Annotated in this window: 18 protein-coding genes and 2 pseudogenes; 6 read left to right on the top strand and 14 right to left on the bottom strand. The window is 70.7% G+C overall.

What is annotated here, in order from left to right; all coding sequences use genetic code 11:
- Positions 1-915: a 4'-phosphopantetheinyl transferase family protein gene (locus MXD60_RS05825; RefSeq protein ID WP_248817931.1), complete on the top strand. Its 915-nt coding sequence runs from the start codon at positions 1-3 to the stop codon at positions 913-915.
- A 435-nt stretch (positions 916-1,350) separates the two neighbouring features.
- On the opposite strand, the gene MXD60_RS05820 is transcribed toward MXD60_RS05825, so the two are convergent.
- Both MXD60_RS05820 and MXD60_RS05815 read right to left on the bottom strand, forming a co-directional pair.
- Positions 1,351-2,691 (bottom strand): alpha-amylase family glycosyl hydrolase, encoded by a 1,341-nt coding sequence (locus tag MXD60_RS05820; protein WP_248817930.1) that lies wholly within the window; start codon positions 2,689-2,691, stop codon positions 1,351-1,353.
- Positions 2,688-3,290 (bottom strand): MarR family winged helix-turn-helix transcriptional regulator, encoded by a 603-nt coding sequence (locus MXD60_RS05815; RefSeq protein WP_248817929.1) that lies wholly within the window; start codon positions 3,288-3,290, stop codon positions 2,688-2,690. Before MXD60_RS05815 ends, MXD60_RS05820 begins: the two co-directional genes overlap by 4 nt.
- A gap of 89 nt (positions 3,291-3,379) precedes the next feature.
- Between MXD60_RS05815 and MXD60_RS05810 the strand changes: the two genes are divergently transcribed.
- On the top strand, positions 3,380-4,978 hold the full coding sequence (locus tag MXD60_RS05810; RefSeq protein WP_248817928.1) for an FUSC family protein: 1,599 nt from the start codon (positions 3,380-3,382) through the stop codon (positions 4,976-4,978).
- Here MXD60_RS05810 and MXD60_RS05805 read toward each other — a convergent pair.
- Positions 4,962-5,609, bottom strand: coding sequence for a hypothetical protein (locus tag MXD60_RS05805; RefSeq protein ID WP_248817927.1), 648 nt, complete (start codon positions 5,607-5,609; stop codon positions 4,962-4,964). The two genes, MXD60_RS05810 and MXD60_RS05805, sit on opposite strands and share 17 nt — an antisense overlap.
- Before the next feature lie 57 nt (positions 5,610-5,666).
- On the opposite strand from MXD60_RS05805, the gene MXD60_RS05800 reads away from it, so the two are divergent.
- On the top strand, positions 5,667-5,921 hold the full coding sequence (locus MXD60_RS05800; RefSeq protein WP_248817926.1) for a hypothetical protein: 255 nt from the start codon (positions 5,667-5,669) through the stop codon (positions 5,919-5,921).
- On the opposite strand, the gene MXD60_RS05795 is transcribed toward MXD60_RS05800, so the two are convergent.
- The 4 genes from MXD60_RS05795 to MXD60_RS05780 form a co-directional block, all read right to left on the bottom strand.
- The gene (locus MXD60_RS05795; RefSeq protein ID WP_248817925.1) at positions 5,890-7,068 is read right to left on the bottom strand and encodes an arginine deiminase family protein; all 1,179 of its coding nucleotides are present in this window, start codon (positions 7,066-7,068) and stop codon (positions 5,890-5,892) included. The two genes, MXD60_RS05800 and MXD60_RS05795, sit on opposite strands and share 32 nt — an antisense overlap.
- Positions 7,069-7,404: 336 nt before the next feature.
- Positions 7,405-8,253: an RICIN domain-containing protein gene (locus MXD60_RS05790; protein ID WP_248817924.1), complete on the bottom strand. Its 849-nt coding sequence runs from the start codon at positions 8,251-8,253 to the stop codon at positions 7,405-7,407.
- Between the two features lie 254 nt (positions 8,254-8,507).
- Positions 8,508-8,993: a DUF456 domain-containing protein gene (locus MXD60_RS05785; protein ID WP_518467435.1), complete on the bottom strand. Its 486-nt coding sequence runs from the start codon at positions 8,991-8,993 to the stop codon at positions 8,508-8,510.
- Positions 8,994-9,102: 109 nt separating this feature from the next.
- On the bottom strand, positions 9,103-10,218 hold the full coding sequence (locus MXD60_RS05780; RefSeq protein WP_248817922.1) for a helix-turn-helix transcriptional regulator: 1,116 nt from the start codon (positions 10,216-10,218) through the stop codon (positions 9,103-9,105).
- A gap of 63 nt (positions 10,219-10,281) precedes the next feature.
- Between MXD60_RS05780 and MXD60_RS05775 the strand changes: the two genes are divergently transcribed.
- Positions 10,282-10,761 carry a pyridoxamine 5'-phosphate oxidase family protein gene (locus tag MXD60_RS05775; RefSeq protein WP_248817921.1) on the top strand — a complete coding sequence of 160 codons (480 nt, stop codon included), beginning with the start codon at positions 10,282-10,284 and terminating at the stop codon, positions 10,759-10,761.
- 23 nt (positions 10,762-10,784) lie between these two features.
- Here the strand turns inward: MXD60_RS05775 and argS are convergent, their stop codons facing one another.
- From argS to MXD60_RS05760, 3 genes and pseudogenes are all read right to left on the bottom strand, one after another.
- A complete protein-coding gene (gene argS, locus MXD60_RS05770) occupies positions 10,785-12,548 on the bottom strand; it encodes an arginine--tRNA ligase (protein WP_248817920.1) in 1,764 nt (587 codons plus the stop codon).
- 214 nt (positions 12,549-12,762) lie between these two features.
- Positions 12,763-13,092: pseudogene (locus tag MXD60_RS05765) on the bottom strand (IS630 family transposase); the annotation flags it as partial.
- On the bottom strand, positions 13,077-14,549 hold the full coding sequence (locus tag MXD60_RS05760) for a cytochrome P450 (RefSeq protein WP_248817919.1): 1,473 nt from the start codon (positions 14,547-14,549) through the stop codon (positions 13,077-13,079). The gene MXD60_RS05760 and the pseudogene MXD60_RS05765, both read right to left, overlap by 16 nt.
- A 565-nt stretch (positions 14,550-15,114) precedes the next feature.
- On the opposite strand from MXD60_RS05760, the gene MXD60_RS05755 reads away from it, so the two are divergent.
- Together MXD60_RS05755 and MXD60_RS05750 are read left to right on the top strand one after the other, a co-directional pair.
- Positions 15,115-15,396 carry a hypothetical protein gene (locus MXD60_RS05755; protein WP_248817918.1) on the top strand — a complete coding sequence of 94 codons (282 nt, stop codon included), beginning with the start codon at positions 15,115-15,117 and terminating at the stop codon, positions 15,394-15,396.
- A 4-nt stretch (positions 15,397-15,400) separates the two neighbouring features.
- The gene (locus MXD60_RS05750) at positions 15,401-15,760 is read left to right on the top strand and encodes a hypothetical protein (RefSeq protein WP_248817917.1); all 360 of its coding nucleotides are present in this window, start codon (positions 15,401-15,403) and stop codon (positions 15,758-15,760) included.
- 17 nt (positions 15,761-15,777) lie between these two features.
- Here the strand turns inward: MXD60_RS05750 and MXD60_RS05745 are convergent.
- The 4 genes and pseudogenes from MXD60_RS05745 to MXD60_RS05730 all read right to left on the bottom strand — a co-directional run.
- Positions 15,778-16,002: pseudogene (locus MXD60_RS05745) on the bottom strand (transposase); the annotation flags it as partial.
- A 118-nt stretch (positions 16,003-16,120) separates the two neighbouring features.
- Positions 16,121-17,032, bottom strand: coding sequence for a 2,3-diaminopropionate biosynthesis protein SbnA (sbnA, locus tag MXD60_RS05740; protein ID WP_248817916.1), 912 nt, complete (start codon positions 17,030-17,032; stop codon positions 16,121-16,123).
- An 86-nt stretch (positions 17,033-17,118) separates the two neighbouring features.
- Positions 17,119-18,705, bottom strand: a complete 1,587-nt coding sequence (locus tag MXD60_RS05735) for an MBL fold metallo-hydrolase (protein ID WP_248817915.1) — start codon at positions 18,703-18,705, stop codon at positions 17,119-17,121.
- Positions 18,706-18,883: 178 nt separating this feature from the next.
- On the bottom strand, positions 18,884-25,270 hold the full coding sequence (locus tag MXD60_RS05730) for a non-ribosomal peptide synthetase (protein ID WP_248817914.1): 6,387 nt from the start codon (positions 25,268-25,270) through the stop codon (positions 18,884-18,886).

Here is a 25,270-nt window from a genome sequence, read left to right as displayed (position 1 = left end):
GTGCTGGCGAGCCTGTTGCCTGCGGCCGTCGTCGCGGTTGAGGCGTTCGAGGACGATCCCGCCGCGGTCCTTTTCCCCGAGGAGTCCGCCCTGCTCGCGAAGGCGGTCGACAAGCGGCGCCGGGAGTTCACCACGGCCCGGGTGTGCGCGCACCGGGCGCTGCGCACCCTGGGCCTGCCACCGGCGCCGATCCTGCCCGGCCCGCGGGGCGCGCCGAGTTGGCCCGACGGAGTGGTCGGCAGCATCACCCACTGCGCCGGGTACCGGGCCGCGGCCGTGGCCCGCGCGAGCGAGCTGTGCACGATCGGCATCGACGCCGAGCCCAACGAGCCAAACCCGCAGGGCGTCACGCAGGAGATCACCGTGGCGGCCGAGCGGGGCTGGCTCGCCGCCCACCTCGCCGCCAGGCCTGCCGTTCGATGGGACCGCCTGCTGTTCAGCGCCAAGGAATCCGTCTACAAGGCCTGGTTTCCGCTGGCGCAGCGCTGGCTGGGTTTCGAGGACGCCGAGCTCGTCATCGACCTCGGTACGGCACCCACCGGTCCCGCGCCGACTCCCCCCGGCTGGGCCAGCGTCGCACCCGGCTCGGCCCTGCCGGTCAGCCCGATCCCGCCCCGCCCACTGCGGCAGTGCGACTCGTCCGTCACCGGCCCCGGGCTGGCAGCCGGCGCGAGCTGGCCCGCCGCGGGCCAGCCTGCGTCGGCCGGCCCGTCGCTGCCTTCGCCTGGTCTGCCAGCGCCGGCGCCGTTGCGGGCCCGCGGCACCTTCGCCGCCCGGCTGCTGGTGGACGGACCGATACTCGACGGCCGCCGGCTGACCGGTTTCGGCGGCCACTGGCTCGCCGAAGGCGGCCTGCTGGTCACCGCGGTCACGGTCCCCCATCTCGACGGCATGCCGATGCCGTCCCGGCCATGATGCGCCGTCCCGGCCGCCGCCCCCGGCCGGCCGGCCGATTCCGCCCCGCGGGCCGCACCGGCCCCGGTTCCCATCCCGCCGGCCGGCGCCCCCGCACCCGCGGCCGGCAGGGCCGCAAGCCGAGGTAAAGGCCAAAAGCCGGCGGCAGACCGAGCCGGCCAGACCGAGCTCCGCAGGCCGTTTCGGGTAGCACGGTCACCATCCGCAACGGCCGATCCGCCCGTCTCGTCGGATACCTGCGCGGCAGAGGGGCCGCGGTGGTCCTTCTGTACGGCTTCACGTCCGGTTTGTTCACACAGAACGACCATGAAGATCCACAACCGTGAGCATCTGGATCGGGGCCGACCACGCACGGCCATCCCCGCCACCCGGCGGTGGCCCCCGCACCCGCACACGCGTTCGTGGCCAGCGCCCTGCCGCCCGCGCCGGGGACACTCAGGCGGCGGGGGCGAGCACGGCCCAGCCGAACGGCGCCAGCCGGGCAACGGTGTCGCCGCCCCTGGCGCGCACCAGGTCCGCCGCCCCGCCCAGGACGTGCCCGGCGCCCGGGGCCGGGCAGTCGGCCGGCTCGCCGGCCAGGTTGAGCGCGACCAGCAGCCGCTGGCCGTCGGCGCTCGTCTCGTAGGTCAGCTGCCCGCCCGCCAGGTGCAGGACCCGGACCTTGGCGCGGTGCAGCCACGGGTGGCGCCGACGCAGGCCGATGAGCTGCTGGTGCAGCCGGAAGGTCGGCCAGCCCTCGGCGGCGAGACCGTCCTCGCCGGCGGGGAACGCGGGGCGGATCGCGTCGTCGCCGCCGACCCGTTCCTCCTTGACACCGGTGAAGGCCTGCTCGTCGCCGTAGTAGACGCTCGGCGTGCCCCCGACGGTGCACAGCACGACCAGAGCGTGCGGCAGGTGCCGGGGTTCGCGCAGCCGGCTGGCGAGCCTGGTGACGTCGTGGTTCCCGACGAACGTCAGCGGGACGAACGTGTCGAGCAGGTCGTTGTGCCGCCGCAGCGTCCAGTCCAGCTCGAACAGGTTCGTGTCGTTGAGCGCGCTCCAGACGGACTTCCACAGCTCGTACTGGGTGACGGCGGCCAGCCCGGAACGCCGGACGAAATCCGGGTAGTCACCATGGATCACCTCGCCGACCAGGTATGCCTGCGGATGGGCGCGGCGGACCCGGGGCAGCACCCGGGCCCAGAACTCGGCCGGCACCGCGTAGGCGGCGTCGAGACGCCAGCCGTCGGCACCGCGGTCGAGCCAGTGCACCATCACGTCGGTGATGTGGTCGGCGACGGCGGGGTTCGCGTGCGCCAGGGTGACCAGGCCGTCGTGGCCCTCGAAGGTCGCGTAACGTCGGCGGCCGTCGGCGCCGGACCCGCCGGTCGGGACGAACCAGTCCGCGTGTGGCGCCGCCTCGCCCCGGTCGAGCAGCTCGACGAACGCGGGATGGGCCCGGCCGACGTGGTTGAAGACGCCGTCGAGCAGGACCCGCAGGCCACGCGCGTGGCACTGGGCGACGAGGTCGTCGAAGTCGGCGTCGTCCCCGAGGCGGGGGTCGATGCGCAGGTGGTCGAGGGTGTCGTAGCCGTGGGTCGACGACGCGAAGATCGGGCCGAGGGCGAGGCCGTTCGCCCCGAGACGCACGGCGTAGTCGAGCCAGTCGACGAGCTGGCGCAGCCGGTGCGCCGGCCGACGGTCGGCGCCGGTCGTGTCGGCGCCGGTGAAACCGAGCGGGTAGACATGCCACCACACGGCGTGCCGCACCCACGCGGGCTCGCGATCGGCGTTCACGCCGGCCGGCCCGCGCCGCGAACGGTCCCGACGGCGGACACGGCCCCCACAGCGGACACGGCCCCCACAGCGGAGTCGGCCACCACCACCACGGAGGCTGGCCCGACAGCGACGCGCCGGGAGCCGACGGGAGGACGCTCGTCGGGGCCGCTGCCGTCGGGGTGTTCCGCGAGGTGGTCGAGCAGCTCGGCGGCGATGCGCACCAGCGCCACTTCGGCGTCGGTGAGGTCGTCGAGGGCGCGGGTGAGCCAGGCGTCCCGGTGGGCCATGTCCTGATGCAGCGCCTCCCGCCCCGCCTCGGTGATCGCCAGCAGCGCACCGCGGCGGTCACCGTCGCGCGGGCCGCGACTGATCAGGCCGGCGGACCGCAGCTCGGCGAACGTGCGCGACAGTGACTGGGGCTGATGCCGCTCGGCGGCGGCGATCTCGCCCGGCGCGCTCGGCCCGAGCCGGTACAGGTGGCTGAGCACGCTCAGCTTGGTCCCGTTCAGCGCGCCGGCGGGCCGCTGGGCCCGCAACCGGCGCCCCAGGTGTGTCACCGCCCGCCGCACCGCCGCCGCGCTCTGCTCGCGCGGGGACATCTCAGACAGCGGCCACATGGCTAAAACGCTATCACTTACTATTTCCGGCGGGGTGACGCGAACGTCAGCTGGATATCCGCGCCGAACGGGAGCCGAGGTAGTACGTGATGGCGAACATTCTTCCGGCCCGCCAGCGGCTGGAGGCGTGGCCCGCGGTCGCCGGGACGATCGGTGCCGCGCTGGGGACGTTCGCCACGGTGCTGCTGCTGCGCACGGTGGTCGGCGTCGGCTCCGCGGCGGCTGTCCTGGGCGTGGTGCTCGTCCTGACGCTGAGCCGGGTGCGCCGGGGCCGCCCGGTCCGCGCCCGCCACCAGCGGCTGCTGCCGCTGGTGGTGACGCCGCTGATCGCGTTACTGGCAAGCGAGGTGGGCCGGCTGACCGAACGGCACCGCAACGCCGGCGAGGCCCTGTTCGTCCTGGCGATCAGCGGCGCCGTGTGGATCCGCAGGTTCGGGCCGGTCTGGGCCCGGGCGGGCACGCTGGCGACACTGCCGTTCATCGCGCTGATCGTCACGCCGGTCCCGCCGGGCAGCGGGGCGATGTCGCAGCTCGCCCTGGTGGGCGTCGCCTTCGTCGCGGTCGGCTGGGTCACCCTCGCGAGCCAGGTCGAGACCTGGCTGGGCGTCCCGGCGCCGTCCGTCCCGGTCGATCCGGTCGATCACGGTGCCGCTGGCGCGCAGCGCCGCCCGCAGGTGGCGGGGCGGCGCCGGCTGGCCGCGAGCAGCAGGATGGCGGCGCAGCTCGCGGTGGCCCTCGCGGCGGCGTTCGTGCTCGGGCGGCATCTGTTCCCCGCGCACCGAACCTGGCTGGTCCTGACGGCCTATCTGGTGAACAGCGGCAACCGCGGCCGCGCCGACGTGCTCTACCGCAGCGTGCAGCGCTTCGCCGGCGCCGCCGCCGGGACCGCCGCGGCGAGCCTGCTCGCCGGCGTCCTGCCGACGCATGACCGGTGGTCCCTCGTGGCGGTCTTCGGGCTCCTCGCGCTCGGCGTGTGGCTGCGGCCCGTGTCGTACGCGTACTGGGCCGCCTGCATCACCGGGGTGCTCGCGCTGCTGTACGGCTACTACGGGCAGAGCGGCGCCGGGCTGCTGCGGGAACGGCTGGCCGCCGTCGGGCTGGGCGCCGCGCTCGGGCTGGGGGCGGCCTGGTTCGTGCTGCCCGTCCGCACCAGCGGCGTGCTGCGGCGCCGGGTTGCCGACCTGCTCGCCGCGCTCACGGACTACCTGATCGTGATCCAGACCGGTCGACGGCGCGGCGCCGGCGGGCCGACTCCCCCGGCTGGCGCGGGTAGGGCAGGTGGCCCTGCGGGCCGAGCGGGCGCGGGCGGCACGAACGGCGCGGAGGGCGCGGAGGGCGCCGCGGCGCAGCTGCGCAGGGCGCTGGCCGAGGCACACGGGCGGGTCGAGGCCGCCTTCGACCGGCTGGCCGAGATCGCCCCGCCGCTGCGTGCGCAGCGGACGTTGGCCAGGCTGGCGCGGGCCATCCCGCCCGGGCAGCGGGATCGCACCCGGGCCCCGCAGCGGTACGACGTCGTCGAGGCGCTGCTCGCCTGTCGGACGCCGGTGCGGGAACTCACCGGTGAGCTGGCCCGGCGCGGCACGCCGCCGCCCCGCTCGGGACGCCGGGAGATCGCCCGGGTCCGCGACCGGGTGGTGGCGAGCCGGCGCGCCCTCGCCGCCGCCAGCGGGGTCAGGACGCGGCGCTGACCGGCAGATGCACGGAGATCTCGTCGCCGAGCGTGAAGCCGTCGAGCAGGGTGAGGGCGTCGCCGCTCCAGAACCTTCCCGGGTCGTACCAGTTCGGCGCTCGCCCGGCCGGCAGCAGGCCCATCGCCTCGTAGGTGACGGCGACGACCTCGGCGCAGAACGCGGTCTCCAGGGCGGCCGGGGTGGCCGACCGACGCGGGCGGGGGAAGCGGCCCCGCAGCCAGCGGCCCGCGAGCTGCGCGGTCGAGGGAAAGGGCGTGCCGTCGAGCCGGGCGACGGCACGCAGCGCCGCGTCCTCCTGGGCGGTGCCGACCGCCGGGGAGAGCTGACGCAGCCACGCCCGCTGTCCGTAGCGCTGTCCCCAGGTCTCGACGGCCGCCCGCATGTCGTGGAGCTGCACCCCCCGCTGCCGGCCGCCGGACCACACGTCCGGCAGGGCGCGGCCGAGCTCCGCGTGCCACAGCAGCGGCGGGAGGTCGTCGACGACGATCGCCATGCCGACGTGGTTCACCGGGCTGTTCGTCGTCGTCTGGATCATCCGGTCGGCCGCCGTCCGGCCGCGGAACAGCCACAGGTCGCCCGTCCGAACCAGGTCCAGGGCCTCGGTCAGGCCGAGCCGCGAGTCGGACATGGGCCCAGCATGCCGCAGGTCGGACCGGGCCGGGCTGCGCCGTCGTAGCCTGGGGGGGTGAAGCGGGCGCGGTGGGGCAAGCTGCGCGGTGTCGCGGGCCTCGCCGGCGTCGCCGCGACCGGCGTGCTCGTGGCCCGCGACCAGCGCCAGCGCGGCGCCTACTCCCCCGAGGAGGTCCGCGCCCGGCGGCGCGAGCGCCACGCCGCGGCGGCCGAGCTCCCGTCACCGCCGCCGGCCGAAGCGGATCCGGTGACCGCCGGGCCGGGCGCCGGCGGTCGGCTCAGGAGGCTGGTGCGGGCCAGGCGTCGATGACGCCGACGGTCTCGGGAACGGTGTTGAGCGCCCGGTGCAGGCTGCCGAGCCGCTTGTGGTGCTCGTCGAACGGAACGGCGACGGTGTGCACCCCGAAGCGGGCGAGAACCGGTTCGGTCCACGGCGCGCTCGCCGTCGACACCAGGGCGGCCGGCCCGTCGGCGCCCGGGCTCGGCGCCGATCGCGGGTCGGGCAGGAAGAACACCCCGGCGGCGAAGGCGGCCACCATCTCCGGGGCCAGCGGGCACACCGCCAGTTCCACGCTGCGCAGCGCGTCGACGAGGGTCGTCTCCCGCGCGCCGGCGCCCTCACTCTCGACCGCCGCGGGGGCGTGCAGGCGGTCGGCGCCGACCAGGGCGATCCCGGGGCCGAGCCCCAGCCAGTGGTCAAGGTGCGGCTCGCCAGGCCGGCGCAGCTCGTCGCGCACCCGCACGACGTGCGCGAACGCGGCGAGCAGGTAGGGACGCAGCAGTCCCCAGGCCGCCGGGCTGGTGCGCGCCCCTGTCGCGAGCACCGCGACCCCACCGCCGGCGACGAGGTCGCCGCCGGCGAGGTAGAGCGGTTCGGGCACCCGCACCTCGGCCGACCGGCCGCGCAGCCCGCGCAGAATCGCGGCCATCACGATCGTCTCGCGGGCCCGCTCGCGCCGGCGCAGCCGGCCGACAGCGACCGCGCCGCCGAGATCGGCGTAGTGGTCGCGGGGGAACATCAGCCCGGCCAGCGGCCGCAGCGCATAGCTCTCGTCCGGGGCGTCATCGAGGCCGATGACGCCGCCGCCGGCACCGGGTTCGAGCAGCAGCCGCGGCTGGTGCAGCACGACGGGCGCCAGGGCCGGCACCGACCAGTCCCGCAGCGCGTCCCTGGCGGCGAGCAGCCGGGCGTCGTCGTCGGCGCTCACCGCCCGCACGGCGAGTTCGAGCAGCACCTCGCGGGGCAGCGCGGTGAGGATCTCCGACGGCGAGCGCGGGACGGCGCCGAGCTCGGCCAGCGCGGCGCGCACGGCCGCGGACTCCGCGGCGGCCCGCACCGGGTCGTAGGCGGGCCGCCCGGGCTGGAAGACCGAGGTCTCTACCGGCTGAACGATGGTCGGGCTCTGGATCAGGATCGTCGGCCCGCAGGCGCGGGCCGCCTGGCGCTCGCCGTTCACCGGGCACCGCCGCGTCGGCCGGTTCCGGCCGGCCCGCGGACGCCCCGGGTCCGGCGCGGCCCGGCGGGGTCGGCGGCCAGCAGCGGGCCACCGGTCATGCCCGGGAAACCGAGTCCGATTTCCGGGCGTGCGCATTTCATCAGGGCATTATGCCGTTCGGAGCGGTGGACGCGCGGACGCGACCCCTTCTTCCCGCGACATCGACAATCATTCAACTAAATAGCGGGACAGTGCGACACTGAAAACGGGCGAATGTTCCGACGGATGATGATTTCTTGATATGCCGGACGCACCGGTCTCGGCCGACGCGTGGCCGGGCCGGCCCTGACCTGGCGATCAGCGCCGCACCCAGTGCTGGAAGTTCCCGCTGTTGTAGTCCTGGGTGTACAGTCCACCGCTCGCGTCACTGTCGAGGCATTCACCGGTGGCGGCATTGCGAAAGACGTAGCCCTGACTCTCGCTCGTCCTTTTCCAGACCTGCGCGGCGCCGCCGTCGCAGGCGGCCGCGTACACGGTTCCCCGGTATCTGGCACCCGTCGGCGAGGACCCGTTCGCGTGGCTGCCGATACACCGTCCGGTGAGGACGCTGCGGACCCGCACGCCGTCCCCGCTGGCCGAGACGACCCACCGCTGATAGTCACCGTTGTTGCAACCGAGCGTATACATATCGCCGTTGTCGTTGCCGTCGAGGCACAGGCCGGTGGCGACGTCGACCCAGACCTCTCCGCTCGGCGCCGACGTCGCAACGGGCGCGGGGGCCGGCGCGGGGGCGGGCGCGGGCGCCGCCGTCGGCCGCGCCGCGGCCCGGGTGGGCCGGGTCGCCGCCGGGCGGGGCGGCGCGGAACGGGCACCGGCACTCGACGGGGCCGCGCCGACCGCCCCCGGGTCACCCGCGGGCGGGCTGCTCCCGGCGGTCGGCGCCGGCGGCGACGGGGAGGGCGTCGCCGGCGAGGACGCGGACCGCGGCACCCGCGCCACCGGCGGCGGATCGTGCGGCGATCCCGCCTTCCTGGTCGTGGACGCGACCGCCTCGGCAGCTACCGACGGGCCGGAGAAGTGCGACCTGATTCCGGCGGCCGTCACCAGCGCCACCGTCACCGCGACCACCCCGTACACCAGAACGCCGAGCCCGACAATCGACCACCGGGTTCGACTCCCCCACCGACCGAAAGTCGACACCAGCACGCTCCCCTCGTCGACGGCCGGGTTCAACCAGCAGGCAGAGTACCGAGCCGCCGGCCTCAATGCAGGCAAACGGCCGGTGCCGCCCATTGCGGCCGCGGAACATCATGGGTACCGCGCCGCGGACCGGTACCGCACTTTCGGAATCGCAACGGACGGCCATCGCCAATGGCGCGCACCGTTCACCTTTCCGTTGCTTCCAAGCGATGCTCGGCCCCGGATAATGGCCGGCGGTTCGGCCGCGTCCGTCGCGACGGCTACAGGACGAGTTCGCCGACCACCCAGACGGCGGCCATCGCGACCCCGGCGAGCAGTTCCACGAGCACGCCGACACCAAAGGCGACGATCGCCGCCCAGGTCGTGTCCCAGGCGGCCCGCCAGTCACCGAGGCGGACCAGTTCCGCCACGTAGACGCCGACGACCCCGCCGATGAGCAGCCCGACGACGGGAATCACGAAGAACCCGACGATCGCGCAGACCAGCCCGAGGAACAGACTCTGCCACGGCACCCCACGACCGGCGGTGGTGCGCGCGGGCAGCACGTACTTCGTCAGCGCGCCGATCACGAACAGCGCGGTCATCAGCGCCAGGACGATCCAGCGCCCCACCCCGCCGCCGTCCGCGATCACCCACCACAACCCGGCGCCCCAGACGAGAACCAGGCCGGGCAGCACGGGGAGAACGACGCCCACCAGGCCGACGGCCATCACCAGTGCGACGGCGAGAAGCTCCGCGGTACCGATGGTGTGCCCTCCCTTGCAACGCCTTGTCGAGACCGTACCGGTCCGCGGCTCTTTCCGGGTCGGTCTGACAGACGGGCGACCACCCCCGGCCGCCGTGGTCTTCGGCCCGTCACCCGCCCGACACCTGGGTGTCGTTGACGTTGTCGTTGTCGTTGTCGTTGTCGCTCAGGGCGAGGGCGCCAGCGTTCCGCGTGGCCGTGCGCAGCGCCTCCGCGGCGAGCGCGGCCCGCAGGGCGGCCGGGGCGAGCACCTCGACGCCGTCGCCGAGCAGCCGCAACTGGGTCAGGGCCACGTCCGGGCCCTCGGTGGCCACCTCCACCTCCCGCCAGCCCTGCGCGTCCGGCGCTCCGGCGCCTGCGAGCGCGTCCCGGGCCGCGACGGGACCCACGGCGTACCGCAGGGCGCCGAGCGCCGCGGGTGACAGCCACAGCCGGCAGTGCCAGCGCAGCAGCGAACGGGCGAAGTCGTCCCCGGAGGCCCGCCACCAGGTGGCCAGGTCGAAGCCGGCCGGCCGGCCGAAGGTCTCGTCGCGCAGGCCGACCCGCACGATCCGCCCGACCCGGTAGCTGCGGACCCGCCCCCGATGGCGGGCGACGAGATACCAGGTCCCGGCCTTGCAGACCAGCCCGAGCGGGTCGACCCGCCGACTCGACGACCCGCCAGCACCTCTCCCACCGCCGGCATCTCCCCCACCAGCTGCTCCGCCTCCACCGCCGGCACCGCCCCCACCGGGCGGGTCGCGGCGGGCATAGCCGAGGTCGACGCGGCGGGCGGTCCAGACGGCCTGCGCGAGGGCCACCAGATGCGGCACGGGCTCGTCCCGCTGGAACCAGCCGGGGGCGTCGAGCAGGAACCGCTGGTGGACCTCGCCGGCCTGGGCTCGCGGCCGGGGCGGCAGGGCGGCGAGGACCTTCGTGCGCGCCGCCGCCGCGACGCCGGCGAGGCCGAGGCCGCCGAGGACGTCCGGGCCGGCGCCGACGAGCAGCAGGGCCGCGGCCTCCGGCCCGGTCAGCCCGTCGAGGTCGGTACGCCAGCCGTCGAGCAGTCGCACCCCGCCGCCGCGCCCCGGCTCGGTCCACAGCGGCACCCCGGCGTCCTGCAACGCGGCGAGATCCCGGCGCACCGTGCGCACGGACACCTCCAGCTCGGCGGCGAGCCGGGCCGCCGTGGAACGCCGCACGGCCTGCAGATGCAGCAGCAACGCGGTCAGCCGACTCGAACGCACGAGTGGATGCTAGGCGCGAAACGGTGACAGGGGATGTCACCGTTGCTGCGTCACGATGGCGCGATGACGACGTCCTGGCACGATTTCGAGACCGCCCAGCCCGCCTTCGCCGAGACCGTGAGCACCCGGTTCGCGGCCTTCCGCCACCATGTCCTGGCCACGCTGCGCGCCGACGGCGCCCCGCGGACCAGCGGCATCGAGACCAACTTCAAGCTCGGCGAGCTGTGGCTCGGCAGCATGCCCGGCGCCCGCAAGGCCGACGACCTGCGCCGCGATCCCCGGTTCGCACTGTCCGCCAACCCCGGCCCCGGCACGGACATGGGCGGCGGCGACGTCCGGATCGCCGGGTTCGCCCGCTGGATCGACGATCCGGCGACCAAGGCCCGCTTCGCCGACGCCGTCTCCCCACCGGAACCGTTCGACCTGTTCCGCGTGGAGCTGACCGAGGTCGTCCGCACGACCGTCGACGAAGACGCCAAGGAGATCGTCCTGACCAGCTGGCGCCCCGGCCACCCCGCCCTGCGCGTCCAACGCCGCAGCTGACGCTGGACGCGTCGCACGGTCCGTTACATGCGATCCGGTGCAGCGATGCCGAGCAGGTCAAGGCCGTGCGCCAGCGTGTGCGCTGTGAGCTGGCACAGGGCGAGCCGATTGCCGCGCAGCGTCCCGGGAGCGGTCAGCACCGGACAGGCTTCGTAGAAGTCGGTGTATGCCCTGGCCAGGTCGTAGAGGTAGCCGCAGAGGCGGTGCGGCTCAAAGGTGACGCCGACATCGGCGAGGATGTCACCGAACGCGTCGAGCCGAAGGATGAGGGCCCGTTCGGCAGGCTGCAGGGGCAGCGACGGATCGATCACCGCATCGGTCGAGCCGGCCTTGCGCAGGATGGAACGGATCCGGGTGTGTGCGTACTGCAGGTACACCCCGGTGTTCCCGCTGAAGGACACCATGCGTTCGACGTCGAAGGCGTAGTCCTTGGTGCGGGAGGTCGACAGGTCCGCGTACTTGACCGCGCCGATGCCGGCCTGCTCGGCGATCTGGTCAAGCTCGGCCGGGTCGAGGTCGGACACCTTCTCGGAGACGATGCCGCGGGCCCGCTCGATGGCGGTCTCCAGGAGGTGCATCAGCTTCACCGTGTCGCCGGAACGAGTCTTGAAGGGCCGGCCATCGGGGCCGAGCACGGTGCCGTAGGAGACGTGAGCGGCCTCGACGTCATCGGTCAGCCAGCCGGCGCGGCGGGCCGTCTCGAAGACAAGGCGGAAGTGCAGCGCCTGGCGGGCGTCGACCACGTAGAGGAGCCGGTCGGCCTTCAGGTCCCGGATGCGATAGCGAATCGTGGCCAGGTCGGTCGTGTCGTAGCCGTATCCGCCGTCGTTCTTGCGGAGCATCAGCGGCACCGGGTCACCGTCCGGACCCGTCACCTCCGTGGAGAAGACGCACAGCGCGCCGTCGCTTTCCACTGCGATGCCCGACTCCACCAGCTCGGTGACGACGTCCGGCAGCCAGCCGTTGTAGTACGACTCGCCCACGGAGTCCTCCGGCGTGAGCAGCACCCCGAGTCGCCCGTAGATCTCCCGGAACGCGAACTCCGACTCGGCCACGATCTCCCGCCAGCGGGAGACTGTGGCCTCTTCCCCCGACTGCAATTCGACGACCCGGCGCCGGGCCCGATCAGCGAAGGACGCGTCGGAGTCGAAGTCGGCCCGGGCGGCTCGGTAGAGGGTGTCGAGCGCGGAGACGGTGGAAGCACCGTCAGCGAGGTCGCTGCGATGCCAGGAGGCTTCGGGATGTTCGTCCAGATACTGGATCAGCATCCCGAACTGCGTGCCCCAGTCGCCGAGATGGTTCTGCCGGATCACCTCCCCGCCGAGGAAGGTCAGGACTCGGGCCAGACAGTCACCGATGATCGTGGTCCTCAGGTGACCGACGTGCATCTCCTTCGCGATGTTCGGCCCGGAGTAGTCGATGACAGTGCGGCGACCGAGTTCCGAGGCGCTGACGCCGAGCTGCCGGGCTGCCAGGCGGTCGACTACCTGCTGCCAGAGCGGGGCGTCAGCAAGGGTGATGTTGACGAACCCGGGGCCAGAGACGCTGACGTCAGCGACGGACACGGCATCCGCTCGTAGCGCGTCGGCGACCAGCCCCGCCAGGTCGGCTGGCTTGCGGCGGGCTCGCTTGGCGAGTGCCAGCGCCGCGTTGGACTGGAAATCAGCGTGGTCCGAGCGGCGCACAACAGGGTCGGCTCCCGCCAGATCGGGCAGCGCCCGGCCGATCGCCCCGGCTACTGCTGCCTCGATCTTCCTGGTCAACGAGGGCACTTCATTGCTGCTCACGCTCGACTCCTCTTCAGCTGCCTCCAGTGTCCCAGGTTCAGCGAGTGCCTCGGACACCGCTGACTCGTGGATCGCCAGTAGATGCCTGCGCGCGTCGGGTCGGGTCGCCGCACAAGACGATCTTGATCGGCCGAACGCACGACCTCCTCCTCGGCGAGCCGAGCGAGGCCACACCGGAGCACCCCAGGGAGTTCATGACCATGGCGGTAGCCGAGTGTCCCGAGTCGTTGATCCGTGTGCAGTAGGCGGCGAGGGTCTCGAGGATCTCGTCGGCGGTCTTGGTCCAGACGAACGGCTTGGGATCCTTGTTCCACGCGTTGATCCACTTGCGGATGTCGGCTTCGAGTTCGTGGTTGTCCAGGATCAGGTGCAGGTCGTAGCCCTTGGGTACCGAGGCGTCGATCAGCTTCAGGAACCGGAGGAACTCCTGGTGGCGGGCCGCCGGTACGACTGGGGCGATCACCGACCCCGAGGTCGGGTCCAGCGCCGCGAACAGGCTGGTCGTGCCGTTACGGACGTAGTCATGCGTCATCCGCGCCGGCGATGGGCAATCATGGGGAGCCCGTTCCTGGGGCGCAGGGTGACCATCGGAACCGGGGTGACGGGTGCGCTGGTCGCCGGGGTGAACGACCAGTGGCGGGCGATGCTGGCCAGCGCGAGCACGCCTTCGGTGAGGGCGAAGGTGTTGCCGATGCACTGACGGGGGCCGGCGCCGAACGGGAAGTAGGCGAAGCGGTGCCGTGCTCCCGGGCTGGCCGGCGGCGGCGCCCCGGCGGCACCGGCCGTGCGCGGCCTGGTCCAGCGGGTGGGGTCGAGGCGTTCCGGCTGTGGCCACCAGCGCTCGTCGCGGTGCACGACCCACTGGCTCATCACCACCGTGGAACCCGCCGGCAGGCGGTGGCCGGCGACGACGCGGTCCTCGACGAGGTGGCGGGCCATCGCCCAGACCGGTGGGTAGAGGCGCATCGCCTCCATCAGCACGGCGTTGCAGTAGGTCAGCCTCGCCACGTCGTCGACGGTCGCCCGCCGTTCGCCCAGCACCTCGTCGAGCTCGTCGCGCAGGGTGGCCAGCACCTCCGGCTCTCCGCCGAGCAGGTGGAACGTCCAGGCCAGCGCGTTGGCGGTGGTCTCGTGCCCGGCCAGCAGGAGGGTCAGCGCCTCGTCGCGGATCTGGGTGTCACTCATCGGCGCGCCGGTGTCGGCGTCGCGGGCGGCGAGCAGCAGGGACAGCAGGTCGTCGCCGGTGGCGCCGGTGGCGCGGCGGGCGGCGATCATCTCGTGGATCGCGAGATCCATCGCGGCGGTCGCCTCGCGGCGCCGCCGGGAGCCCCCCAGCGGGAGTCGCTCCAGCGTGGTGAACCCGGGCATCGTGGCCCGACGGGCGGCGGGCATGGCCTGGTCGAGGGCGGTGCGGATGATGTCGGCGAACTGGCTGTCGAGGTCCACGCCGAACAGCGTCCGGGTGACGATCGCCAGGGTCATCTCGGTCATCTCGGCGTGCACGTCGAGATGCTGGCCGTCGCGCCAGCCGGCGGCGGTCTCCTCGGCGGTGGCGGCGAAGGTGTCGACGTAGCTGGCGATCCGCTGCTTGTGGAACAGCGGCTGCATCAGCCGGCGCTGGCTACGGTGCACGTCGCCACTGCTGGTCAGCAGCCCCTCGCCGAGTAGCAGGGCGAGCGGCTGCACCACCGTGCGCCGCGCGCCGGGGCCGCGACGCACGGCTCCCTTGGCGTAGGCGCGGTGCCCGCTGACCAGAACGTCGGCGATCGCGTCCAGGTCGGTGAGGAGGTACGCCGACACCGGCCAGCTGGTCAGCCGCGCCACCGGCCCGTGGTCGCGGCCGAGCTCGGTGAGCCGGCCGAGCGGATCGGCCCGCAGCCGCCGGATCGCCTCGACCGGGCCGACGTCCGGACCTGGACCATGGCCGGCCAGCCCGATCGCGGCCGACGCGGCTCCGGCGGGTGCGGACGTGGCGGTCGGGAGCTGGTTGGTTCGGCTCATCGCAGGTTCCTTTCACGCGAGGGAACGGCAACGGCGGGGTCGCCGCGTGAGGACAGGCGGTCCGCCGCGTAGTACCGGTAGGGCGGCGGGGCGGCGGTGAGCAGGTCTCCTGCCGCAGTCCCTTTCCGCCGCAGGCCAAGGACACCAGCCCGCTGTGAGAGCCGGTTCCTCGTCCGATGTGAGAAGCATGCGAGTCCGCCGCGCGCCCCCGGGGTGATGACCGTCACCCAGGCCGGTATGCGGACAGGCGGAAGTTAGCGGAGGCCAAATACCTTGGTGGAGCTGTGAGTGTTTCGCCGCGCAATCCCAAAGTAGCCGTGAGTGTCGTTTTCGTGGCCGCAATGTTCATGTCGATCATGGAAGTCAAGCCCAGCTCACCTACCAAGCATGACCAGGCGTTCCGCGGTGTCGCCTGACCAGCGGACCCTGAGTGGTGGTCAACCCGCGCTGTTCGTCCCCGGCACGACTGCGCCCCCTCTTGGCTGGTCCGGGCCGGGACGCGTAGACGATCTCGAGAGTTGCAACCTGAGGTACTTGGGCACCATGGCTGCATGAGGTAAACGTCATGACCACCGTTGGAGCCCGTCGCCAGGCGCCGCTGAAGGTCGATCCAGCAACGGATGAGTTGATTTCGCAGGCCGCGCACTTCCTCGGCATGCCGAAGAAGGACTTCGTCGCCGAGGCCGTCCGAACCTACCTTGACCACCGCCGCGAGGAGGTCCGGCAAGGCATGGTCGCCTCCATGCAGGTCCTCGACGGCTCCCTGTCCGCGAGCGTGGCCGCGCTCACCGGACTGTCCGCGGAGCGGATCGAGCAGCTCGGTGGCACCGGCGGCTGGGACGCATAGTCCCATGCCGGTTCGTCCCACCCTGCGCTGCCTGCGCGGGGACCTGCACGTCCCCCTCCCGCCCGCCAGCATCTTCCTCGACCAGATCGACCACCCGCTGCTGGCCAAAACCGGCGAGCAGTTCGCCGACCCGGATACCCCGCACGAGCGGATTCCCAGCATTGACGACGTCGTGCTGTTCAAGGTCAAGGCCGGCCGATGGCGCGGCGCGACCTACCTCGACCAGAACGCAACCGAAGCCCGCGACTGGCTCGTCGCCGCCGGCCGCCGCGAGAACGGTTCGGTGACGACTTCCACGCCGCGCTGCACACCCAGTGCCGCGCCGCCCGGCAGCGCTACAACGCCGAGCACGACAAGCCGCTGACCACCGACACCCAAGCCCAGGAGGCGCGACGACCAGGCGCGCAACTCCGCGAGGACACCGTCCGCGATCCGGGAGATCGTCTCCTGCGTTACCGGTGCCCCATAGATCTCCGCGTAATCCGCCGAGACCTCCTCAATCATCCACTCTTTCGCGTACAGCGACAGCACGATCTCGTCCACATCCGACAGACGTCGCTACCGCTTCTTCACGATCTGCGGCTCAAGTGTTCCCATACGATCCCTTGTTCAATGCCCGCGGTCCCGAGTTCGCTCTTGGCTGGGCCGATGGTATATCTGACCCTCGAGTCGTGGAGATGAACGGCCGTGCCAACTTTCCCACGAATGAAGATCTCAGCGCGCTTCAGCGTTCGAAGAGAGATTTGGGGTAACGTTCACCGAGGTCCGGGGCGAGCGCCACGGCGACCGGCTCCTCACTAGGATACTTTCCCGCGAGCCAACGCGTCGCCCCGCTGACCACCGTTCCTGTCGATCCACCAAAAAGAAAACCTCGGTCGGCGAGCCGGTGGATCGTCTGAATGGTGTCTGCTTCCGACACGTGTACGACATCATCGATGATCGACTCGTCAAAGAGCGGCGGTCGTATGCTGGTCCCCAGGCCCGGGATGAGACGGGGGCCGGGCGGGCCGCCGAAGGTGACCGAACCGACCGCGTCGACAGCCACGATGGAGACGGAGCGAGAGTGAAAATATTTGGCACAGCCCATCAGGGTTCCAGTGGAACCCGCGCCAATAAAAAGAACCTCCAACTGGGGAAACCGATGGTCGATCTCCCGGGCGGTTGTCAGGTAATGACCCCTCCAGTTGTCGGAGTTGGTGTACTGGTTGAGCCAGACACAGCGATCGTCCTCGGCACACAGAGCGGCCACATGGTCGATTCTCCTCCCGAGGTAGCCGCCGTGGGCATCCGGAGTAGACACTACTCTGACCTCCGCCCCCAGCGCCTCCATGATCTTTCTTGATGTGGGATTGCAACGAGGATCGGTCACACAGATGAAGCCGTATCCGCGGTCCGCGGCGATGACACTAAGAGCGATTCCCAGGTTCCCCGAGGAAGACTCGACGATGATCGAGTCGGGGGTCAGAATGCCGGATTTTTCGGCGCCTCGCACCATCTCCTTTGCGGCCTTGAGCTTGACGGAACCGGCGAAGTTGAACCCCTCACACTTGAGGTAAAGCGGGCAGCCGAGGACAACCCGGAGATCAACATAAAGATCATCGACATTAAAATCCTGTGGGGAGGTGATGATTGGCACAGCCACTTCCTCATAGTTTGATCGATGCGGGAAGTGCCACTGGCACGGTCGGCGGGGTCAGACCGGCGGGCCACTCCCGGCCCCGCTCACGACCAGCGCCATTCATGCTGACCGAACAGATGTCCGCACTTGACACTGTTGTCTCGACACCAGGTCATGAACTGCTCGATCTGGATTCGCTGATAGGAATCGTCGGTGTAGTGGGTCGCCATGACGTGACCGAGCCAGTCTTCCTCACCCATCGCGTAGACGTAGACTTCGGTCACACCCAGCTCGGTCACGATTCGGGCGGCCTGATCGGCGTTCGAGCCGGAGAGCTTGCGCGAATTACTCATCTTCCTGGTTACGGGACGGGTGAGAAGTGCTTGGTAGAGCCAGGTGAGGGGGGCCCCGTCGCATTCCATGCCGAGGAACGCCAGGTCCGGGGAACCGAGGTGATCACGGATGCGACGGTAGAGCCTCGGTTCGATGCCCGAAGAGTCGGCGCCCACGAAGACAGATCGGCCACCGAGCTCGACGAGGAATGTCGACTTGGCGCGAATGTCGAGATCCGCGTGCTCGCCGAGGAAGGGGGTCGCGGTGACCCGCCCACCCGGGATCCCGACCTCGTCGAAGTCATCGACCTCGATCACCGGGAAACCCAGGTGATCCATGTACAGAGCCAGCGAGGGATCACAGAGACTGCCCCGGGAGGAGCGTGGCACCACGATCGCTTCCACCCTCCCCCGAAGCTGGAGCAGCGTCTCCAGGACGATATGGTCCTGATGGCCATGGGTGATCAGTACCATATCGATGTGGTCCGGCAGGTCAGCATAGGTGAAACGGCCGGTGGAGTTGTAGTCGGCGCTTATAAAGGGGTCGGTGAGTACAGCCACCTCAGGGGTCTGCATCAGCAGACAGGCATGGCCGAAATAGCGGATACGGCCGCCGGAATCAAGATGCCGGTCGGGGCTGAGGGTGTTCCTGTCCGTCAGCAGACCTGCCAGCTGGCCGGCTTCGGCGTCGTTCAGCTCCAATGCCTCCCGCAATGCCGGCTGGGTGATGGGACGCACCCGGGACCTGAACAGCTCCTCGACGCCGCCGTGGCGGAAGGGAAGGTGTAGATCGAGGGCGCCGGGCGACGGCAGGCGTGGCGTGCTCAGGATGAACGGGCGTTCGGTTCCGGACTCCAGCGACAGCTGGATCGACTGCCGGTCCTCCAGATACGCCGCGCTCTTGTAGACGAGCGGTTCGATGAAGCGGATTGACGGCTGATTACCGGTGTCGTAGGCGAGTTCCACAAGCCCGGCCAGTTCGGATGGCAGCTTCTTGTAGAGCGGCGTCAGATCGACACCGTTGGCCTCCCGCCGCACCAGGTCGTCCGCTGCCACGATGGCCTCGGCGAACCGGAGCATATCCACCCGGCCACGTTTGATCGTCGCGAGCAACTCCTTCACTTCACCGACTCGGTCCTCCTCGATGTTGACAAAGTAGCCGCCGCGCATCGCCGGGTTGCCACTGGCCTCGAGGTGTACCTTCGGTGCCTGGAGATACGATTCCAACATCGGCACCTGCAGGAAGGCCAGGTTCATCGAGGCCTGGATGGGCGCGACCGTGTGGGCCCAGGCGTAGAACCGGTCGACGAGCGGCTCGATGATCACATTCGGCCGGAGAAAACGTCCTTCCTCAGCCATGGGGATGCCCTCATCTCAGTCTAGGTCGAACTCCGCGGGGTGGCGCAGCCCGAGTAATTGCGATGCGACTCACTGGTGAAAGTCAGGGCGTCGACCTGACCGGAGATCATGACTTGGCCGTCCACCCGCTCGGCGGTCGACGGCCGCACCGTCGGCGATCCTGTGCACCGATGTTGTTTCACAGCGAGAAGGTGTTGAGATTCGGAGTGATGAGGCGTCCGATCTCACCGAGTGACTCTGGCCGCAGGATGTCCTCGTGGCGACGGTTGAGTCGGTGCTCGATGACCCGTCCGGAGACGAACGGCCGCCAGCGCTCAGCCTTGCCGGCATTAGTTCCGTCACTGTTCGCGACAACTACCACGACATCGCCGTCGAGGACAGCGGGGGTGAAGGTGGAGCGCAGTGCGACGCTGCGTCGGAAGGTGCTGACAATGGCTTCGACGTGTTCGGCCAGCAGTCCGGCGAGCACCCCGCCCTGAGCCCGCAGGACCTCAGCCGCACCGGCGAAGGTCTCCGGCCTGTTGGGCGCGTCAACACCGACGGCATCCAGTATCCCGTGCAGGATCTGATCGTCGGTCGGTTTGAGCGGAGCCTCTCCGTCCTGGGCGGGAAAGGAGTCGAGTATTCCCACCAGTCCGATCCGGTGGCCAAGCTCCTGAAGCCGGGTCGCCACAGCGTGCGCGAGCAGCCCGCCGAACGACCAGCCGAGCAGATGGTAGGGCCCGGATGGGCTGACCGAGATGATTTCGTCCGCGTAGTCGATAGCGATGTCCGCCACACTCGAGGGCTCATGGCCCGATGTGGTGTAGGCCCGGTCCTGCAGCCCGTACAAGGGATGTCCGGACGGCACGTGCCGGACCAGTGACGCATACCGCCAGCTGAGACCCCCGCCAGCCGGAAAGCAGAAGATGGGCGGTCTGCTCCCTCCGGTCCGAAGCGGCAGGATGACATCCAGTCCGTTGCCTTCATCCGGACCGGTCTTTGCTGTCAGAGCGGACGCGAGTCCTGCCACCGTGGGTGTGGTGTACAGCGCCCGAATGCTCAGCTCCACCCCGAGCACGGCCCGGATTCGGCTTGCCAGGCCGGCAGCCAGCAGCGAGTTTCCACCCACGGAGAAGAAGTTGTCGTTGACACCGATCCCCGGGGTTCCGAGGAGCTCCGTGAAGAGCCCGAGGAGGACTTCCTCCTGCGGGCCGCGTGGTGGGCGTGATGTTTCCAGCACGGGGGCGGGGATCGGCAGGGCTGACCGGTCGACCTTCCCGTGCCTCGTCAGGGGCACGGCGTCAAGCAGGACGACCGCGCTCGGCACCAGATGCTCCGGCAGTTCCGCTCGCAGCGCGGATTGAAGGTCCCGCGGGTCGAGCTTCGTTCCGTCCCGGGGCACCGCATAGGCGACCAGGCTTCGGTCGCCGGGGTGATTCTCCCGGACAACGACCACCGCCTGGGCGACCCCCGCATGGCGGGCCAGAGCCCCTTCGGCCTGGGCAGGCTCGACCCGCACGCCCCGGATCTTGACCTGGTCGTCGGTACGGCCGACGAATTCGATACTTCCGTCGTGCCGCCAGCGCGCCAGATCACCGGTGCGGTACATCCGGTTCCCGTACCCGTCGTATGGCGCAGCGACGAACCGCTCGGAGGTCGTCCGGGGGTCTCCGAAATAGCCACGTGCCAAACCGGTCCCCGCAATGAACAGCTCGCCCGCCACGCCGACGGGGACGGGGTGGAGATCGCCGCCAAGCAGGTGCACGGACATCCCCCGCAAGGGCCGTCCGATCGGCACGTTCTCTGTCACCGGAGCATCAACCGGTACGGTGAAGCTCGTGGCGAAGACGGTGGCTTCCGTCGGCCCATACCCGTTCACCAGTCGCACCTGCGGGCACGCTGCCAGGATTCGTCGTACGCCGGCCGCGCTGACCACGTCACCGCCGGTGTAGACCTCGCGTACCCCGGCAAGGCAGCCAGGGTCCTCCTCCGCGAGCAGGCGGAGGAGGCCAGCGGTCAGCCACATCCCCGACACCCGGCCCGTGCGCAGAGTGCGTCCGAGAACAGCGAGATCAAGTGGTTCGGCGGGGCTGACAACCACCCGGCCACCCGACAGCAGGGGCACCCAGATCTCCATCGTCGAGGCGTCCCACGTGTGCGGCGAGTGAAAGAGTGCGCTTAGACGCAATCCGTCATCCTCCCATCCGGGGTCATCCACGAGATCCACGACGTTCCGGTGCGTCACCGCCACCCCTTTGGGGCGGCCGGTCGAGCCCGAGGTGAACATGAGGTAGGCGAGCTGGTCGGGGTGGATGTCTGGCCGGGCCCGGTCCCCGGAGGACGACGGGAGGCCGTCCATCGAGATCAGCTCGACGCCGTCCGTCTCGATCGGGTGCGAGCCGGAGATCAGCACGACCGAGGCCGCAGCGGCCTCGATGACGGACCGGGACCAGGTTGGCGGGTGGCTCGGGTCCAACGGCACGTAGACCCCGCCCACCTTGAGCACAGCGAGGAAGGCGACGAGCACGTCGGCCGACCTCTCCGCCAGCACGGCAACCCGGGTCTGAGCCCCAATCCCCCTGCGGCTCAGTTCCGCCGCCCAGCCGTCCGACCGGACATCGAGCTCCCGGTAGGTCAGGTCACCACTGTCCGCGCTGACCGCGGTCTCGTCCGGATGCGATCGCGCGGCCAGCGCAAACCTCCCGACGATGGTGTCCGGGCGGCTCGGCGCCGGCCCGTGCGCCCACTCCTCCAGCCTGCGGAGCTCCGCATGGTCGAGTATCGAGGTCCGGCCGATGGGTCGATCCGGATCAGAAGCCACGGAGGCGAGAAGTCTCCGCAGACGTTCGGCCAGGACCTCCGCCGCGGTTCTGGAGAACAGGTCGGGCCAGTAGTCCAGCCGGAGCCGAATCCCGCGCTCGCTCGCCGAGACAGCGAGAAGCAACGGGTAGTGCGTGCCATCCTTTCCGTTTGCGCTCGCGATCCGCAAACCCGCGGGCGTGCCGCTGCGTGCGTCCAGTTCCGGGTAGTTCTCGAAGACGACCAGCGTGTCGAACAGGTCGCCGGCACCGACCAGCCGTTGGACAGCGGAGAGTCCAAGATGCTGGTGCGGACCGAGCGCGCTCTGTTCGTCCTGGATACGACCGAAGGCCTTGTTCCAGGACTCGGCGGCATCCAGTCGGACCCGTACCGGCAGCGTGTTGATGAAGAGTCCGATCATTGACTCGATGCCGGGCAGCTCGGGCGGACGCACCGTCACCGTGGTGCCAAAGATCACGTCGTCCCGGTCCAGGAGCTTGCCGAGCAGCACACCCCAGGCCGTTTGGAACACCGTATTGAGCGTGACCCCGGCGGCGGCGGCGCGGCCACGCAGCGCATCGGCGAGCTCGGCGGAGAGTTCGACGCCCAGCTTCTCGGCCATGCTTTCCGCCGTCCGGGTCCCGGAGGCCAGGAAGGTCGGTTGGGCGACTCCGGCGAGCGCCTCGCGCCATGCGGTGCGCGCCGCCTCGACGTCCTGCCTCGACATCCAGAACAGGTAGTCCCGGTACGGTGGTGCCGACGGCAGCGCGGCCCGCCCGCCCTGGTAGAGCGCAAAAAGCTCGCGCAGGAACACAGGCACCGACCAGCCATCCATGAGGATGTGATGGCTGACGATTATCAGCCGGTATTCTTCGTCCCCCACTCTGATCAGCTGGAACCGCAGGAGCTGACCGGCGCCGAGGTCGAATCGGTGAGGAAACCCCTCGGCGAGGATTCGGGCGAGCTCGGCCGCCTCGTCTGGATCGTGTACAGCCGTCTCCTCCCACGCCAGTTCGGCGGATCGTGGGATAATTTGAACAGCTGTCCCATCCGTCAGATGGCCGAAGCGCGCGCTCAGATGAGGATGCCGATCCACCATCGCCTTGGCTGCGGCCTTGAGCCGCGCTGGTTCCAGCGGCCCCTCGACAGCCAGATCGAGACGCATGGTGTAGACATCCGGTCTCCCATCGGCGGAGAGCGCGTGGAAGAGAAGACCCTCCTGTAGCGGACTGAGCGGTAGGAGGTCCGCCAGCCCGCCCGGACTCACTTCCAGGTCGTCGATGTCCGCCTGGCTGGCCGCGACCAGCGTTAGATCAGAAGGAGTCAGCCGAACGCCTCCGACCGATTGGGCTCGGTCCGCCAGCGCGCGCAGGGCAGTGAACCAGGAGTCCACCAGTTCCTGGATCTCGTTGTGAGTGAACAGGGCGCCCGGCCAGGTGCACACAACCTCGAGTGCCGGCCCGCAGGCGCCCTCCCGGATCACAGCATTGATCTCGAGCGCATGTCCGAACGGCATCGCATCGTCGGCCGACCGCAGGTGGACCCGCAGGTCCCCGGCACCGGCCCAGTCGGACGGCAGAGGCTCAGCGGTCCCCCCTACTCGGCCAAGGTAGTTGAAGCAGATCTGTGGAGGCGCATGTCCGGCGAGCGTCTCCGCGGCGTCCGGGTTGAGATACCGCAGGAGCCCGAAGCCGAGCCCGTCTCCAGGAACGCGGCGCAGGTCCTCTTTCACGGCCCGCAGCGCGGCATCGGCGGCGGCACCGCCGGCCAGCGCCTCGTCGAGGTCGATGGGTCCGGGGGTCAGACGCACCGGGTACAGGCTCGTGAACCAGCCGACAGTCCGCGACAGATCGGTAGGTATGCCGATCTCCTCCCGGCCATGGCCCTCCACGTCGAGAAGTACGGAATCGGGGGAGTCGACCTGCCGGGCGCGCCGCCACTGAAGGAGGCCGAGTGTCAGCCCGGTGAGAAGCACGTCGGCGACCCGGGCGTGGAACCTCGCGGGGACGGCCCCGGTGAGCAGGGTGGTGACATCCTCGGGCAGGGCCGCGGAGCAGTGCTCGGCCGTGGCCCAGGTGTCCCTGGACGGGTCGTAGGGCAGGCCACCGAGCGGCACGTCCGAGCCGGACAGGATGGAGGTCCACCGGGGAAGTTCTGCCAGCCGCTCCGGGTTCTGTCCCTCCACGACCAACTGCTGGGCCCACCGGCGGAAGGAGGTCCCGGTGGGTTCGAGCTCGGCGGTCCCCGATTCCCAGGCTGCGATCAGGTCCGGAAGGAGCACCCGCCAGGAGAAAGCGTCTACGGACAGGTGATGGACCATCACCAGGAGGACGCCGGTCCGGGCCGGGCCCGCGTCGAACCAGACGACGCGCAGGACGTCGCCGTTCTCGGGGGCGAGCCCCCGGCGCGCGGCCTCTCCTTCACGGGCGATGATCGCGTCGAGCTCCGGTCCCGTGGCTCTGCCGCGGACGTCGACCCGGACCACCCGCTCGCGGGCCGGGATCTCGCCGCGCGGGAGCACGTTCAGCCCCCAGGGCAGACCGGAGGGCATGGGCACGAGACGCAGCCGAAGCATGTCGTGTCGGTTCAGCAGTGCCTGCACGGCCGCGACCAGGCGATCCTCCCCGAGATCCGGCGGCACTCTGAGCAGCCGTGCCTGGTTGAAGCCGGCGATGGGACCACCGAGCCGGGCCAGCCGCCGGATGATCGGGGTGGGCGGAAGCCCGCCGACGCCGAGGTCCTGCTCCTCCACGGAAGCACCGCTGTCCGGAGCACGCACCGTCGACGCCAGCTCGGCCGGAGTCTGGTGTCGGAAGAGGTCACGCGGGGTGAACATCAGACCCTCGCGGCGGGCCCGGCTGGCCACCTGGATCGCGGTGATGCTGTCGCCACCGAGGGCGAAGAAGTTGTCGTCCGCGCCGACCTGCGCCAGCCGCAGCACCTCGGCGATCACCTGACGAAGCCGCTGTTCGGGCGTGGGCGTGGCGGGGCGGCACCCAACAGGCTCGAACGTATCGATCCGACGGTCCGGGTCCGCCGCCACGTCGGCGAGGAGCCGCAGATAATCAGCCATCATCGCCTCGACGGTCGCCCCGTCGAAAAGATCGAGGGCGTAGGCGGTGGAACCGGTCACGCCGCGCGGAGAGCCGTCGACGTCCCGATGCTCGGCGAGCCGTACGGACAGATCGAACCGGGCCCGGCCCGGCCCCTCGTAGGAGGGCTCGACGTCCCCATCCATGGCGAGGCCAGGCAGGTCCACGAGTTCGCGCTGAGCCAGATTCTGAAATACCAGCATCACCTGGAACAGCGGGTGCCGGGCCAGCGACCGGGCCGGCGCGAGTACCTCGACCAGCCGTTCGAAAGGCATGTCCTGATGGTCGTACGCGGCGAGATCGGCCTCCCGGACCCGCGCCAGCAGTTCACGGAACGTCGGATTCCCCGACACGTCGGTCCGCAGGACCAGCGTGTTCACAAAAAACCCGACCAGATCGTCCAGCACCTCATCGGTACGCCCGGCCACCGGAACACCGATCGGGAGATCCGTCCCCGCCCCCAGCCCCGACAACAGCACACCAAGCACAGCATGGAACACCATGAACAGGCTCGCGTGGGATTCTCGCGCGAGACTCTCCAGCCGGCTGTGCAGCGTGGCATCCAATGCGAATGGGACCAGCCCTCCGGCATGGCTGGATTCGGCGGGCCGGCGTCGGTCGGTTGGGAGGTTCAGCTCCTCGGGCAGACCCGCCAGCGTCTCCCGCCAGAACGCCAGCTGACGGCCACCCAC

It is taken from the genome of Frankia sp. AgB32, from assembly GCF_023243045.1.
Taxonomy (GTDB): Bacteria; Actinomycetota; Actinomycetes; order Frankiales; family Frankiaceae; genus Frankia.
This window is presented reverse-complemented; position numbering and strand designations above follow the sequence as displayed.

Excerpts from the sequence above, each read along its gene's own strand:
- MXD60_RS05810 (WP_248817928.1), top strand. The coding sequence starts at position 3,380 with ATGGCGAACATTCTTCCGGCCCGCCAGCGGCTGGAGGCGTGGCCCGCG.
- MXD60_RS05815 (WP_248817929.1), bottom strand. The coding sequence starts at position 3,290 with ATGTGGCCGCTGTCTGAGATGTCCCCGCGCGAGCAGAGCGCGGCGGCG.
- MXD60_RS05775 (WP_248817921.1), top strand. The coding sequence starts at position 10,282 with ATGACGACGTCCTGGCACGATTTCGAGACCGCCCAGCCCGCCTTCGCC.
- MXD60_RS05750 (WP_248817917.1), top strand. The coding sequence starts at position 15,401 with ATGCCGGTTCGTCCCACCCTGCGCTGCCTGCGCGGGGACCTGCACGTC.
- MXD60_RS05760 (WP_248817919.1), bottom strand. The coding sequence starts at position 14,549 with ATGAGCCGAACCAACCAGCTCCCGACCGCCACGTCCGCACCCGCCGGA.
- MXD60_RS05735 (WP_248817915.1), bottom strand. The coding sequence starts at position 18,705 with ATGGCTGAGGAAGGACGTTTTCTCCGGCCGAATGTGATCATCGAGCCG.
- MXD60_RS05755 (WP_248817918.1), top strand. The coding sequence starts at position 15,115 with ATGACCACCGTTGGAGCCCGTCGCCAGGCGCCGCTGAAGGTCGATCCA.
- MXD60_RS05805 (WP_248817927.1), bottom strand. The coding sequence starts at position 5,609 with ATGTCCGACTCGCGGCTCGGCCTGACCGAGGCCCTGGACCTGGTTCGG.